Here is a 13,505-nt window from a genome sequence, read left to right as displayed (position 1 = left end):
CCGGGCCGAAGTCGCGGCACGTCGCGGTGCGCTACGCGGGGCCGGCGCCGTTGTACCAGCCGGTGATCTTCCGCACGTAGTCCTGCGTCTCCTTGAACGGAGGCACGCCGCCGTACTTGTTCACGTTGCCCGCGCCCGCGTTGTAGGCGGCGAGCGCCAGCCGCACGTCACCGTTGAAGCGCTTGAGCTGCTGCGAGAGGTACTTCGTGCCACCCTCGATGCTCTGGCGCGGGTCCGTGCGGTTGGTGACGCCCAGCTCACGCGCGGTGGCCGGCATGAGCTGCATCAGGCCCACCGCGCCCGCGCCCGACTTCGCGTTCGGGTTGAAGGTGGACTCCTGCTGGATGACCGCCTTGATGAGGCGCGCGGGCACGTTGTACTTCTGCGACATCTCGTTGATGAGGTTGTCGTACTTGTTCGACGAGAAGCCGCTCAGGTCGTTGTTGCCCTTCGCGGGGCCCGCGTTGCCCGTGCCCTGCGTACCGCCCGTTCCACCCGTGCCGTTGGTGGCGCCGGCACCGCTGGCCACGGAGGCGCCCAGCTTCGAGAACGCCGCGCGCGTCAGCGGACCGTAGTAGCCCGTGTTCTTCACGTTGTTGGCGGCCTGGAACTCCTTGAGCGCCGACTCCGTGCGAGGACCGAAGACGCCCGGGCCCGTGTTCATCTCGGCCTGGGTCATGTAGCCGCCCTTCACCAGCGCCTGCTGGAGCTGCTCCACGGCGGGACCGCGCGCGCCCTTCTCCAGGTCACCCGCGGGCAGCTTCATGCCCTTCACCGAGCCGCCCGAGGTCGGCGGCGGCTGGGAGCCCACGCCGCCCGTGCCACCACCACCGTTCGTGTTGCCCGGACGCGGGTTGCCGCCCGAGAAGGTCACCAGCTCACCCGTCGTCTTGTAGCCCTGGGGGCCGCCCGACAGACGGTTGCCCTGGACGTTGAGGGTGATCTCCTTCCCCGTGGCCGGGTCGTTCGCGTAGTAGACGGGCTTGCCATTCTGCGTGCCACGGCCGGTGATGGTGATCCAGTGGTCGGTGCCGTTCGCGCCACCACCGCTGCCCGCCTTGTAGTCCACGCCCACGACCACCGGCCGGCCCGCGTCGACCTGCCGGTTGATGGTGTCCAGGTTCCACGCCTGCTTCGCGGCGCCCAGGCCGCCCATGGCCGCCGCCGAGCCCCACTTGAGCGCGTTGCCCGAGTAGCCGTTGTTGCGGTCCAGGTACGTGTCCATCTCCCCTGGGTTGATGGTCTTCCCGGTGATCTTGCTCACCGCCATGGCGGTGGCCGTCATGGCACAACCCGCCGCGGACAGGCTCGAACCGGTCCCCAGCCGCCGCGAGCCCCACTGCGCATCGCCCTGCTTGTAGAGCGGCGTGCCGTCACGGGACGTGGGGAACTGCCGGCCGTCGTCGTCGCGAACCTGACCGTTGGCGGCGCGCGTCGTCGTCGCCGCGGGGGTGAAGTTGTCGCCGCCCGCCGGACGGTTGGCCGTGCCGGATCCCGTCGTGTCACCACCCCGCGTGGGCGCGCTCTCGAACGTGTCCGGAATGGTCAGCTTCTGGCCCGCACGAATCTTGTTCGGGTCAGTGATGTTGTTGGCCTGGGCCAACGCGGAGACGGACGTGTTGTACTTGCGGGCCAGCGCGTTCAGGGTGTCGCCACTGCGAACGGAATGGGTCTTCAAGGCCAATACCTTTCGTCACCCGATGCGGCGTTGGGGCGGGGGATATTCACGATTCTCGCCCGTGACGAAACGAAGTTGCCTCATCCCCAGACAAACACCGATATCGAAATTGTCAAATCTGACAGGACACATCTGTCCGTCATTTCTGTTCATTTTCATAAACACCCAACAACGCGCGACGCACCGCGCAACGCGTGACACTTCTGTCAAAGAGCGCCGTGACAGCCTGTCACCCACACGTCGCCCCTCCGTGACAGGGAGGGATGGGTGAGTCCCGTGCGGGCAACGCCATCAGAGTGCGCGCGGCCCCGCCCAGGCCCTGGCCTCGTGATTGCTCAAGGGCCGCGTGTCACTCCCGAACGCAAAGGCACTCGGCCATGGCCAACCCACTCCGGAAGTACTTCTGGCTCGTCACCACGACATTCATCGCACTCGCCATGCTGCTCCTGGCGAGCACGACCAACCTGCTCCTGGAGTTCGCACTCACTCCACGCATCTCAAACATGTGGGATGAGCAATCATTACCGACAGAGGCTGCCTCACGCCCCCGCGCGGCATTGGAAGGCAGTCTTCTGGCAAAGCACACAGGACTGACACTCGACAAATCGCCGGAGCAGGCGCCGCCCTCTGGTGGCGGCACGGCCATGAACACGTCCCTGCGGCTGAAGCTGCTCGGCACCCTGGTGGCGCATGATTCGCAGTGGTCGCTCGCCTCAATCGAGGACCTCGACGCGAGGCGCATCCGCAGCGTGATGACCGGTGACGACCTGCAGGGCGCTCGCGTCGTCTCCATCGAGCGCGAGCGCATCACCTTCCTGGTGGACGGCCGGGAGGAGTTCATCCGCGCCGACCGCCATGGCGGCGTCTCTCCCTCCCCGGCCCTGGCGAACGTCGGGCCCGTGCAGACGGGCGTCCGCGCGGTGGGTGAGCACACCTATGAGGTGTCCCGCCGCGCTGTCGAAGACGCGCTTGCCAATATGGACGGCCTGCTCACCCAGGCCCGTGTGGTGCCGGCCTTCCGCGACGGCAAGCCCCAGGGATTCAAGGTCTTCTCCATCAAGAAGGGCTCCCTCTACGAGCAGCTCGGCATTCAGTCTGGTGACGTGCTCCGGCGCATCAATGGCGTCTCGCTCGACGCGCCCGACAGAGCCCTGGAGGCCTTCATGCTGCTGCGGGACGCTCCGCACCTCGAGCTCGACATCGAGCGAGGAGGGAGTCCGGTCCGCAAGGTCTACGACGTGAAGTGAGCGCCGCGTGGCCCGTCAGCCCCGGACCAGTGCCGCCGCGAGCCGGGGGAGCGCATCTCCCGCCCGGGCCTCCAGGTGCACGTCCGCGAGCTCCACGCCCCGGCACTCCCCCAGGTTGAGGATGGCGATGGGCATCCGGCGCTCGGACGCGCGCACCAGGAAGCGGTAGCCGGAGAAGATGGCCAGCGAAGAGCCCACCACCAGCAGCGCGTCGCCCTCCTCCAACAGGGCGAACGCCGACGCCACGGTGGGAACCGGCACGTTGTCGCCGAAGAAGACGACGTCCGGCTTGAGCGTGCCGCCACACACCAGGCACGCCGGCACCTGGAAGGACGACAGCTGCTCGGAGGTCAGGTCCGCGTCACCGTCCGGACGCAGCTCCAGCACCTCGTGGGAGAAGCCAGGGTTGAGCGACAGCAGCCGCGCCTGCAACGCCTCGCGCGCCTCCTGCGCGCCGCACGCCAGGCAGCGGACCTGGGCCAGCGCGCCATGCAGCTCAATCACCCGTGAGCTGCCAGCGGCATGGTGCAGCCCGTCCACGTTCTGGGTGATGAGGCCTCGGACGTGGCCCGCCTGCTCCAGCTCCGCCAGCGCAGCGTGCGCCGCGTTCGGCCGGGCCGAGGAGAAGCGCGGCCAGCCCATCAGGCTTCGCGCCCAGTAGCGCGCCCGGACCTCGGGACGCGTGAGGAACTCGCGATGTTGGATGGGGTTGCGCGCCCGTGCCCGCGTCCCTGGCCCCCGGTAGTCGGGGATGCCTGACTCGGTGCTGCATCCCGCCCCGGTGAGCACCACCGTACTGCGGCGCGTGAGCAATGAGGCCAGCGCCTCCACGCTCGGAGCGAGGCTGGGGACATACAGGGCATCGTGCGGGGCAGTCATCGCGGCCTACATACTAACCGCGCGTCCCTGGCCGCGCCGGACGTCCGCCCTCGCCTGGGCCCCGCCGGACGCACACCTGCCCCCGCTCGCTCAGGCACGCACGCCTGCCAGCCTGGCCAGCGGGGTGCTCACGCGTGCCGGGCGGGAGACAGCCTGCGCAGGAACGTCGGCGCGACGAGGAAGATCAAGAGCAGCCGTCCCACCTGGACCGCCAGCACGACGGACAAAGTGGCACGCGTGCCCAGCGCGATGGCCAGCACGGAGTCGGCGCCGCCTGGAGACGTCGCGAAGTAGGTGGTGAGCAGGTCCACGCCCGTGGCGGCGGACCAGCCCCACGCCAGCAGCAGACACCCCACCACCATCGCCACCGAGGCCGCCAGTGCGACGTGGGCGACGCGCTTCAGCTCCTGCACCGCCGAGGAATCGAACTGGCTGCCCACGCGCACGCCCAGCACCCACAAGCCCAACGGGAGGAGGCCCGGAGGCCACGCGCCCACCGGCAGGCCCAGCGCCGTGAGGGGGATGCCCAGCAACACGGGCCCCAGGAAGGCACCGGCCGGCAACTTCAAGCGCAGCCCCAGGACACTGCCCACGGCGGACACCGCCGCCGTCGTCAGCCATGCCCACAGCGGTGGCGGCGAGCCCGGCAGGTCCGCCGCGCGGGCCACCGCCACGTCCGGCGTGTCCCCCGCCCACCGCCCCACCACCACGGCCACGAGAATCACGATGCACAGGCGCATGAACTGGAAGAGCGTCACCAGCCGCGCGTCCGCGCCCAGCTCGTCGCTCAGCGCCACCATCGCGGACGCGCCCCCCGGCATCAGCCCCAAGGTGGCGGTGCGCGGGTCCAGGTAGCCCAGCTTCGCGCACACCAACGCCACGCCCTGCGCCACGGCCACGACGCCCACCACGGCGCCCAGTGACACGGCCCAGCTGTCCGCGAGCGCGCTCCAGGCCTCCGGAGAGAAGGACGAACACAGCGCGCCCCCCAGCACCGAATGCGCCACCAGCAGCCCCCGGCGCGGCACCGGGACGTGCACGGACAGCGTCAGCGACGCGGCGATCGACACCACCATCGCCCCCAGCAACGCCCCGGCAGGCAGGTGGGCGAGCTCCGCGAGTCCAGCGGCGAGCAGCGTCGCCACGGTGACGGCCACCACGCGGCGTGAGCGGCGTCCAGGCGCGGAGTCATTCGTCATCACGGTGCCGAGCGTACAATGAAGGATGAGACACGCGCCGGGTATCCGCCGAAGAGGGCCCCGCACGCTTACCCGTGCTAGACGCCCTCCTCATGCGACGCTGGCAATGGAAGTCCTTCCAGGCGCTGTCCCTCGACGAGTTGTACGACGTGCTCGCCCTGCGACAGGAAGTCTTCGTGGTGGAGCAGCGCTCCATCTACCAGGACGTGGACGGTTTCGACCGGAGCGCGGAACACCTGCTGCTCCACACGGAGTCGCAGGGTACCCGGCTGCTCGCCGCGTACTTGAGGGTGCTGCCTCCCGGTGTGAAGTATCCCCAGGAGAGCAGCCTGGGCCGCGTGGTGACGTCGCCCCGCGCACGGGCCCTGGGGCTGGGGCGCGAGCTGGTGGCGCGTGGCATTGCCCGGCTGGACAGCCTGTACCCACAGGCCGCCATCCACATCGGGGCCCAGCACTACCTCCAGCGCTTCTACGAAGGCTTCGGCTTCCAGACGCAGGGCGACGTCTACGACGAGGACGGCATTCCCCACATCGACATGGTGCGGCCAGCGGGCGGGACGCGCTGACGCCGGGCCACGGCCTCGCGATGGGGGACGAGACCGAGGCCTGGCTACTGCTGGGCATGGCGCTGCGGCACGCCCCCGCCCCCCGACGCCTGAGGCACGGAGGCTGGCGATGGGACGACAACACTTCCCGGACACCATCTGTCGCGTACCGCACGTGCCGGGGGACCCAGGCGGCCGGCAACTTCGCGGGCCCATGACGCGATGCACGTCCATGGCTTTCCTGCGAGGCCATGAGCCAGAGCACTCACATCGTCGACAATCCCTTCACCGGCGACGTCGCCGCTTCGGTCGAGCCCACCTCGCCCGCGAAGCTGGACACCGTGCTGGAGCGAGCCCGCGCCGCGTCGCGCGCGCTGCGCGCCCTGAGCGTGGCGGAGCGAGTGAAGCTGGTGCTGCGCGCGTGCGAGGCGATGGAGAAGAACGCCGACGCCATCGCACGGGACATCACCCGGCAGATGGGCAAGCCGCTGTCCCAGTCCCGGGGTGAGGTGGGCGGCATGGCGGGACGCCTGCGCCACATGGCCGCCATCGCCGAGGAATCCCTCGCGGACATCGTCCTGCCGCCCAAGGACGGCTTCGAGCGGAGAATCGCGAAGGAGCCGCTGGGCGTGGTGCTGGACCTGCCTGCCTGGAACTACCCACTCCTCACCGCGGTGAATGCCATCGCGCCCGCCGTGCTCGCGGGCAACGCGGTCATCGTCAAGCACTCGCCGCGCACGCCCCTGTGCGGTGGCCACTTCGCGCGCGCCTTCGCCGAAGCAGGCGCGCCCGACGGCGCGGTGCAGGCCATCTTCCTGGACTACCCAGGGACGGAGCAGCTCGTCGGTGACGCGCGTGTGGACCACGTCCTCTTCACGGGCTCGGTGCTCGGCGGCCACAAGATGCAGACGGCCGCGCGTGAGCGCTTCCTCCACATTGGCCTGGAGCTGGGAGGCAACGACCCGGCCTACGTCGCGCCGGACTGTGACTTCGACAAGACGGTGGAGAACATCGTCGATGGTGCCATGTACAACGCGGGGCAGAGCTGCTGCGCCGTGGAGCGGGTGTACGTGCACCGCTCGCTGTACGAGCGCTTCGTCGCCGCCGCGGAGCCACTCGTGCGCGCCTACGTGCTGGGCGACCCGGAGTCCGAGCAGACAACGATGGGCCCCATCGCCCAGCCCTGGCACCCCGCCGAGCTGCAGTCCTTCGTCCAGGACGCCACGAGCCTGGGCGCACGGCTCGTCACCGGTGGCCGCGCGACACAAGTGGAGGGACGGGGCCGGTTCTTCGAGCCCACCCTGCTCCGCGACGTGAGCCCCCAGGCGCGACTGATGCGTGAAGAGTCCTTCGGGCCGCTGCTGCCCATCGCGCCTGTGGACTCGGATGAGGAGGCCCTGGCGCTGATGAATGCCTCGCGGCTGGGCCTCACCGCGAGCGTGTGGACGTCCGACCGGGAGCGCGCGGACCGGCTGGCGCGGCAACTGGAAGCGGGCACCGTCTACATGAACCGCTGCGACGCGCTGGACCCCGCGCTGCCCTGGAGCGGCGTGAAGAACTCCGGACGCGGCGTGACGCTGAGCGCGCTGGGCTTCGACGCCCTGACGCGGCCCAAGGCGCTCCACTACCGCCTGCGCTTCTGAAGCGCGGCTACAGCTTGCGCAGCCTCACCCGCTTCACCTTGTGGTCGGGGCCCTTGAGGAGGATGAGGCGCGCGCGCGAACGGGTGGGCGCGATGTTCTGCGCCAGGTTGGGCCCGTTGATTTCGCCCCACACCGACTCGGCGAGCTGAATCGCCTGCTCGTGGTTCAGCTCGGAGAAGCGGCGGAAGTAGCTGCGGTCGTCGCGGAACGCCGTCTGCTGAAGCTTGAGGAAACGGTCCACATACCAGCGGCGGATGTCGTGCTCGTGGGCGTCCACGTAGATGGAGAAGTCGAAGAAGTCGGAGAGGAACGTCGCCGGCATCTGCTTCCCCTCCTGGGCCCCTGCCTGGAGGACGTTGAGTCCTTCCAGGATGAGGATGTCGGGCTGCCGGACGACCTGCGACTCACCGGGCACCACGTCGTAGACGAGGTGCGAATACACCGGCGCCGCCACCTCCGCGCGCCCGGCCTTCAGCTCCGCCAGGAAGCGCACCAGGGCGCGCCGGTCGTAGCTCTCCGGGAAGCCCTTGCGCTTCATCAAGTCGCGCTCGGTGAGGACACCGTTGGGGAAGAGGAACCCGTCCGTCGTCACCAACTCCACGCGCGGGTGGTCCGGCCACCGCTTCAGCAACGCCTGGAGGATGCGCGCCGTCGTGCTCTTGCCCACCGCCACGCTCCCGGCGATGGCGATGATGTACGGCACCTTCTGCGCCGAACCTCCCAGGAAGGCTTGCTGCTCCGCCCAGAGCCGCTGCGCCGCGGCCACCTGCAGGTTCAGCAACCGGGACAAAGGCAGGTAGACGTCCACCACCTCGTCCAGGTCGAGGTGCTCTCCCAGGCCCCGCAGTCCATCAATCTCCTCGGACCCCAGCGGCAGAGGCGTGGCGGCACGCAGCGCCCGCCAGGCCTCCCGTTCCAGGTCGATGAACATGGAGGCGGACGGACTGGTGGCTGAGGCCATGGATTCCACTCCAGGAGATGAACATCCAGGCCGCCGCGTAGCACAGCCGGGACGTTCGCGCTCGGACGTTCAGGCGCCAGCCGCGGGATCCCACCCGTAGAAGCGCTTCAGCTCCTCATAGAGATCCGGCGTCTTCTCCTGCATTTGCCGGGGTTTCTCGAAAAATGATTCGGTGGCCACCGCGAAGAACTCGGCCTCGTTGAGGCCGCCATAGTCATCCAGGACCTGTCGTTCTCGCCGCTGGCCCTGCTGAAGCTTGTGGAAGTGCTCGCTCATCACCGCGCTCCAGACCCGGTAATGCGAATACGCGCGCAGGTTGGGCGTGCCATCGAAGGCGCCGTCGGCCCGGTCCAACACGTGGGCGAACTCATGCGTGGCGGTGTCGTGACCATCGTCCGGGTTGCGCAGCCCCGCGAGCACCGACTCCCACGAGAGGATGACGGAGCCCCAGTTCTTCGCCTCGCCCAGCACCCCGCCCGTGCGGTCCGGGATTCGGAAGGCGCCGGGATAGACGATGACCTCCCGCAGCCGGTCGTAATACGACAGGCCCAGGTGCACCACGAGCTGCACCGCGGTGGCGGATATCACCACGCGAATCTCGTCGGTGACCTCCAGGCCGCCGGCGCCGATGAACTCCTTCTCCCACGCGAACACCTTGAGCTTGTCCAGGAAGGGCTGCCGCAGCTCCGGGGAGAGGCTGCGGAAGAAGGGCACGCGCGCGTCGAGGTAGCCCAGCCAGGCCTCCGGAAAGGGGCGGCGAAGCAGTCGCCGACGCCGGAACTGGCGAATGAAGGAGAGCATGCGCCCTGGCATAGCAGAGGGGCACGGCGCGAGGAGCACCTCCCGGGACGAAACTGGAGGTAGATTGCGCCTCGCGGGCGCTGGCCGGCAGCCCCTTTCACGGACGTGCAACGAGCGATGAGCAGACGCGTGTGGGTTCGATGCGCGGCGCTGGGGCTGAGCCTCCTGGCGTCCCAGGCACCGGCGCAAATCACGGAGTCAGACCCGGTCGTCGAGGAAGTGGTGGTCCGCGGCCCGGAGAAAACCCAGCCGGACACGGTGCGCGCCTATGCGCGTGTGGGGGAAGGAGACCCGCTCGCGCTCGAGGACCTGGCCAAGGTCGAGCGGCGGCTGGTCGCCACGGGCCTCTTCCAGGAGGTGAAGGTCAGCTACGAGCCTTCCGGGCCGGGCCGGGTGCGGCTGATTCTGGAGGTGGAGGACAAGGCATCCTGGGTGGTGGCGCCCACCTTCGTGCTGCAATCCGACAACGTCGGCGGCGGCGTGCTGTACGCGGAGAACAACCTCTGGGGCCGCAGCAAGAAGTTCGCGACAGCGGCCCAGGTGAGCACGGCGGAGAGCGGCATCTTCGCGGGCTTCCTGGACCCGAACCTCTTCGGGCTGCCCCAGCTCCGCTTCAGCCTGGAAGGCCAGCTTCGCAGCGACCGGGTAGACGAGTACCAGGCCGGCTCCGGCCAGCGGCGCCCAGAGGTGGTGCGACGGACGCGGATGAACTCCGCGTCCATCGCCGGAGAGCTGGGCTTCCTGCTGTTCGAGCGCGTACGCGCGGCGGCCAAGTACCGGCTGATGTCCATCGACGCGAAGTCCCCCGACACCTCCGAGGAGGTGACGACGCCCGCGTTCTCCCTGGGCCCGTCGCAACAGGATGCGTCGCTGCGGCTGATGGTGGGCATCGACACGCGGCAGAACCTGCACGCGGTCATGGAGGGCCTCAACCTTGAGGCATCCTACGAGCTCTCCAACCCCGGCGTCGGCAGTGACTTCCGCTACGAGCGCTTCGGACTGCTGTACCGCCATGGCCTGCGGCTGGTGGGTGAACACAACCTGGTGCTGCGCGGCGAGGCCGTGGCGGGGGTGGACCTGCCGTTCCATCAGGAGTTCGTGATGGGCGGCAATTCATTGCGCGGCTTCGTCTACCGCCAGTTCCGGGGCGACACGCGACTGTCCTTCACCGCCGAGTACCACTTCCCCCTCTTCACGGTGAACCCGCTGTCCTTCCGCGGCGTCGCCTTCTCCGACACGGGGATGATGATGTGGCGCAAGCTGCCCGGTGACCGGGAGCTGAGGGACGTCAATGGGCGCGTGGTGCGCAGCTACCTGCCCGACGCGGAAGACGGGCTGGGGAACGCCACGGTGGCCCAGGGCGTGGGCGCCGGCCTGCGGCTGTACCTGCGCAACATCGTGCTGCCCCTGGTGGGCGTGGACGCGGCCTACAGCGTCAACTCGGGCGAGTTCCGCTTCTATCTGGTGGCGGGGGTGAATCCGTCCTAGGGACGACACGTCAGGCGGCCCCGTGGTGGGGCGTCGGGTGCGGCGCGCCATGCCTCCATGTCATGAGGGCAGGCGCGTCTCCCCTCCCCGCTTCACGCGAGCCCGCCATGTCCGACGAACGCTTCACGACCAGCCGCGAGGTCTACCACCGCATCCAATGGGACCCGCGGTTCGACCCCCGCGAGTTCACCATCGGCTACGACGCCCATGGAGAGACGCGCGAGGAGATGCCGTTCGCGGCCTTCGTTCCGGACGGCGAGATTCCCTGGCACCGCGTCTGGTACTTCAAGCGAGGCCACCAGGTGGTCTGGGACCGCGAGCAGCGCTTGGACCTGCTGGATTCGCCGCAACCTCCGCCCGGGTAGCGGGTTGAAGGGGAACAGAGGCGAAAATCACGAGCATGTCGCGACCCCTGCTGGTCGTACTTGGAGTCGTCCTGGCTGTCTGTGGTGAATCGGACGCGCCCCCCCCGGATGGTGGAGCGTCCCCACCCGCCCCGGACGCGGGAGTTCCCCAGCCCGACGCGGGGAACCCGCCTGACGATGCCGGAACCCCGGAGCCGGACGCCGGCTCACCGTGGGTCACGGTGACCGCCGTGCTGGAGGCACGCGTCGCAGAGGCGGGTGCCTCCGTCCCGGGACTGGGCCTCGCGGTGTACGACGCGCAGGACCGGAAGGTGTACGAGCACATCGTCGGGGACTTCGCGCCGGACCGGCGGGTGGCCGTGGCGGCTCCCGGGACACGCTTCGAGTTCGGATGGACGCCCTGGGTGGACCGGGACGCGGGCGACTACGCCGTCCTCGGGATGCACCTGCAGCGGGATGACCCGGGCGCGGGCGTCGTCAGCTTCGCGATGCGCCTCTCCACGGAGGTGAGGCCCCTCATCCGGGCGGCGCTGGCGCCCTGAACCAGCGGCTATCCGTCGAAGCGCCTCCGCCGCAGGTCCAGCATCCACGCCTCCAGCGCGGCCACGGCCTCGTCGGGCGGCGACTCGGGCAGCACCGAGTCCGCCCGCGCGGCTTCAAGCACCTCGAACGCACGCGACACCTCGCCGCGCCACCGCTCGCTCAGGGCCTCCGGAAGCTCGCTCTTCTCCCCGCGCAGCTTCTGCTCCACCAGGGCATGGGCATCCGCGAAGCCGTACTGAGACAGCAGCTCCGTGACGTCCGTCTCCACCACGCCGGTCCGCAGCGCATGGGTCCCCGTCAGCGTGGTGCGCAGCACGTAGAGCAGCCGCTTCGCCGACCGGAAGCCGCTCTTCTCCCACTCGCGCAGCTGTCCCTGGGCAAAGCCGTTGTAGTGCCGGTACATCTTGCGCGACAACACCGCGCGCACCAGCGGACGCAGCGACTCCAGCTCCGGAGACACGCGCAGGGGGATGGCCCCCAGCACCCGCTCCAGGTAGTTCCCATTGCCTTGCAGGATGCCCTGGAGCACAGGCAGCAGCTCGTTGGACGAGTAGTCCACCTCCACGCCCTCCAGCACCTCCAGTCGCTCCGTGGGGACGTGCACGGGCTGCAGCGTCAACAACGCCGCGGTATGCGCGACGTGGATGCACTTCAGGTCCAGGTCGCTGTCCGGCGAGGGGAAGCCATAGGCGTGCGCTCCGGACAGGGAGACGACCAGATGCGAGCGGTGCCGGGACTCCTCGTCCAGCACCCGGTCCGCCATCGCGCGTTGATGTTCCGTCAAGGTGCCCTTCATTCCGAATCCCTCCACGCCATGGCCGGGGCCTCCGGCGCGTCACGTCCCAGTGGCCCGGGTTCCTTCAGCACCCAGCGCCGCGCCAACTCCTCGCCCACGCGCCGCAGCAACCGGTCCGCGCGTTCGTAGTCCGGATGCTCCGGCAGACGGCTCTCCCGGTGCGCGGCCTCCAGGTCCGGCGCCAGCGCCTCCGCGTCCCGCAGCACGTCCTCCAGCGGCACGCGGCCCGCCTTGATGTCCAGCAGCCGCGCCTTCAGTGCGCCAGAGGCCTCGAAGACGGGCGCGCCCTCGCGCAGCCACCCCGTCGCCGTGGCCACCAGCCGCAGCAGGTTGTAGGCGTTCTTCGGGCGCAGCTCGCGCGCGGAGGGAGGCCGCTGACCGCCGCTTCGCGCATAGGCGGTGAGCGCCTTGAAATCATTGGCCGCCAACAGCCCCTGGTCCCAGAGCGAGCGGTAGAGCTGCTTCACGTACGTCTTCGCCGCCAGCAGCGCATCCTGCGCCGACGGCGCCTCGCGGGGCGACACGGCCGACAGCCGGCGCGCCACCTCGTCCAGGTCCGGCGCGGGCTCCTCGCACAGCCACTCGAGCAGCAAGTCCCGATGCTCCGCCAGCCGCTGGCTGCGCGTGAGCTTGTCGAGCTGGCTCATGGCATACCGCCCGAAGCTGCCGAACAGGGCCTTGGACACGAAGGCGTCGCGCTCCGCCAGGAGCCACTCGCCCACCGGGTCCAACGCCTTCACGCCCGGAACGAAGAGCGTCTCCAGCGTGTTCGGGTCCGCGCGGAGCGCCTGCTCCACCGCCTTGTGGACTTCCCAGTACGTGGTGCTGCCATCCGCGCTCACCAAGTCCCTGGGCGCGTCGACCAGTCCAAACCGCCAGGGGAGCGGCAAGGCGAACACGCCGCGCACATCCACGTCCGAGCGCTCGTCGGCCAGCCCCCATGCATGGCTGCCCACGCGCGTCTCCAGCACCACACACGGCGTCAGCGCGCTCCAGGCCGCCTCGCGACGCTGGGCGAACTGCACCTGTCCCGGACGCCGGGGCACCAGCTCGTCCCGCGCGAACCACACCTCCCCCACGCCGACAATCTGCACGTCGAAGCCGCCGTCATGCGCGCGGACCACGCGGCCCACCACGCCCTGCGGGATGCGACGGCCTCCGGAAGCCAGGCGCTCCACGCGCGTCGTCACCTCGGTGCCGTGGGGCAGCGGCACCGACAACCGGTCCACCTGCTCCAGGCCCCGGATGCGCGCGCCGCCTGGGGAGGGAGCCTCCGTCGATGAATCACTCATGGGGTCGTCACCTCTCGAATCGGTGCGAAAGCCGCCCAGGGACGGCGGGACGAGCGCCGCCCTGACCC

The 13,505-nt window shown here is 69.6% G+C and carries 13 protein-coding genes; 6 read left to right on the top strand and 7 right to left on the bottom strand.

The annotated features are described in order from the left end of the window. Window positions 1-31 precede the first annotated feature (31 nt). Window positions 32-1,678, bottom strand: coding sequence for a transglycosylase SLT domain-containing protein (locus OZ403_RS11960; protein ID WP_268784261.1), 1,647 nt, complete (start codon window positions 1,676-1,678; stop codon window positions 32-34). 263 nt (window positions 1,679-1,941) lie between these two features. Between OZ403_RS11960 and gspC the strand changes: the two genes are divergently transcribed. Then, a complete protein-coding gene (gene gspC, locus OZ403_RS39460) occupies window positions 1,942-2,925 on the top strand; it encodes a type II secretion system protein GspC (protein ID WP_328285524.1) in 984 nt (327 codons plus the stop codon). A 15-nt stretch (window positions 2,926-2,940) separates the two neighbouring features. On the opposite strand, the gene OZ403_RS11950 is transcribed toward gspC, so the two are convergent. Together OZ403_RS11950 and OZ403_RS11945 are read right to left on the bottom strand one after the other, a co-directional pair. Then, on the bottom strand, window positions 2,941-3,804 hold the full coding sequence (locus OZ403_RS11950) for an NAD-dependent protein deacetylase (protein WP_140789608.1): 864 nt from the start codon (window positions 3,802-3,804) through the stop codon (window positions 2,941-2,943). A 128-nt stretch (window positions 3,805-3,932) separates the two neighbouring features. Further along, on the bottom strand, window positions 3,933-5,006 hold the full coding sequence (locus tag OZ403_RS11945) for an AbrB family transcriptional regulator (RefSeq protein ID WP_140797873.1): 1,074 nt from the start codon (window positions 5,004-5,006) through the stop codon (window positions 3,933-3,935). Window positions 5,007-5,095: 89 nt separating this feature from the next. On the opposite strand from OZ403_RS11945, the gene OZ403_RS11940 reads away from it, so the two are divergent. Continuing rightward, a complete protein-coding gene (locus OZ403_RS11940; RefSeq protein WP_174258725.1) occupies window positions 5,096-5,569 on the top strand; it encodes a GNAT family N-acetyltransferase in 474 nt (157 codons plus the stop codon). 230 nt (window positions 5,570-5,799) lie between these two features. Beyond that, window positions 5,800-7,191, top strand: coding sequence for an aldehyde dehydrogenase family protein (locus OZ403_RS11935; RefSeq protein ID WP_140789602.1), 1,392 nt, complete (start codon window positions 5,800-5,802; stop codon window positions 7,189-7,191). 7 nt (window positions 7,192-7,198) lie between these two features. On the opposite strand, the gene coaA is transcribed toward OZ403_RS11935, so the two are convergent. Both coaA and OZ403_RS11925 read right to left on the bottom strand, forming a co-directional pair. Next, on the bottom strand, window positions 7,199-8,152 hold the full coding sequence (gene coaA, locus OZ403_RS11930) for a type I pantothenate kinase (RefSeq protein ID WP_140789600.1): 954 nt from the start codon (window positions 8,150-8,152) through the stop codon (window positions 7,199-7,201). 69 nt (window positions 8,153-8,221) lie between these two features. Further along, on the bottom strand, window positions 8,222-8,953 hold the full coding sequence (locus OZ403_RS11925; RefSeq protein ID WP_174258724.1) for a M90 family metallopeptidase: 732 nt from the start codon (window positions 8,951-8,953) through the stop codon (window positions 8,222-8,224). Between the two features lie 117 nt (window positions 8,954-9,070). Between OZ403_RS11925 and OZ403_RS11920 the strand changes: the two genes are divergently transcribed. From OZ403_RS11920 to OZ403_RS11910, 3 genes are all read left to right on the top strand, one after another. Next, complete coding sequence (locus OZ403_RS11920) at window positions 9,071-10,441, top strand: BamA/TamA family outer membrane protein (RefSeq protein WP_140789597.1); 1,371 nt, start codon at window positions 9,071-9,073, stop codon at window positions 10,439-10,441. Between the two features lie 107 nt (window positions 10,442-10,548). Further along, window positions 10,549-10,806: a DUF504 domain-containing protein gene (locus tag OZ403_RS11915; protein WP_171440814.1), complete on the top strand. Its 258-nt coding sequence runs from the start codon at window positions 10,549-10,551 to the stop codon at window positions 10,804-10,806. Window positions 10,807-10,841: 35 nt separating this feature from the next. Next, window positions 10,842-11,348: a hypothetical protein gene (locus OZ403_RS11910; protein ID WP_268784259.1), complete on the top strand. Its 507-nt coding sequence runs from the start codon at window positions 10,842-10,844 to the stop codon at window positions 11,346-11,348. Between the two features lie 8 nt (window positions 11,349-11,356). On the opposite strand, the gene OZ403_RS11905 is transcribed toward OZ403_RS11910, so the two are convergent. Both OZ403_RS11905 and OZ403_RS11900 read right to left on the bottom strand, forming a co-directional pair. Continuing rightward, a complete protein-coding gene (locus OZ403_RS11905) occupies window positions 11,357-12,145 on the bottom strand; it encodes a nucleotidyltransferase domain-containing protein (RefSeq protein WP_174258723.1) in 789 nt (262 codons plus the stop codon). Further along, window positions 12,142-13,437, bottom strand: a complete 1,296-nt coding sequence (locus tag OZ403_RS11900; protein ID WP_268784258.1) for a DNA polymerase beta superfamily protein — start codon at window positions 13,435-13,437, stop codon at window positions 12,142-12,144. The genes OZ403_RS11905 and OZ403_RS11900 overlap by 4 nt, the downstream gene beginning before the upstream one ends. Between the last annotated feature and the right edge of the window lie 68 nt (window positions 13,438-13,505).

The sequence above is a fragment of the Myxococcus sp. NMCA1 genome, assembly GCF_026810205.1.
GTDB lineage: Bacteria > Myxococcota > Myxococcia > Myxococcales > Myxococcaceae > Myxococcus > Myxococcus xanthus_A.
This window is presented reverse-complemented; position numbering and strand designations above follow the sequence as displayed.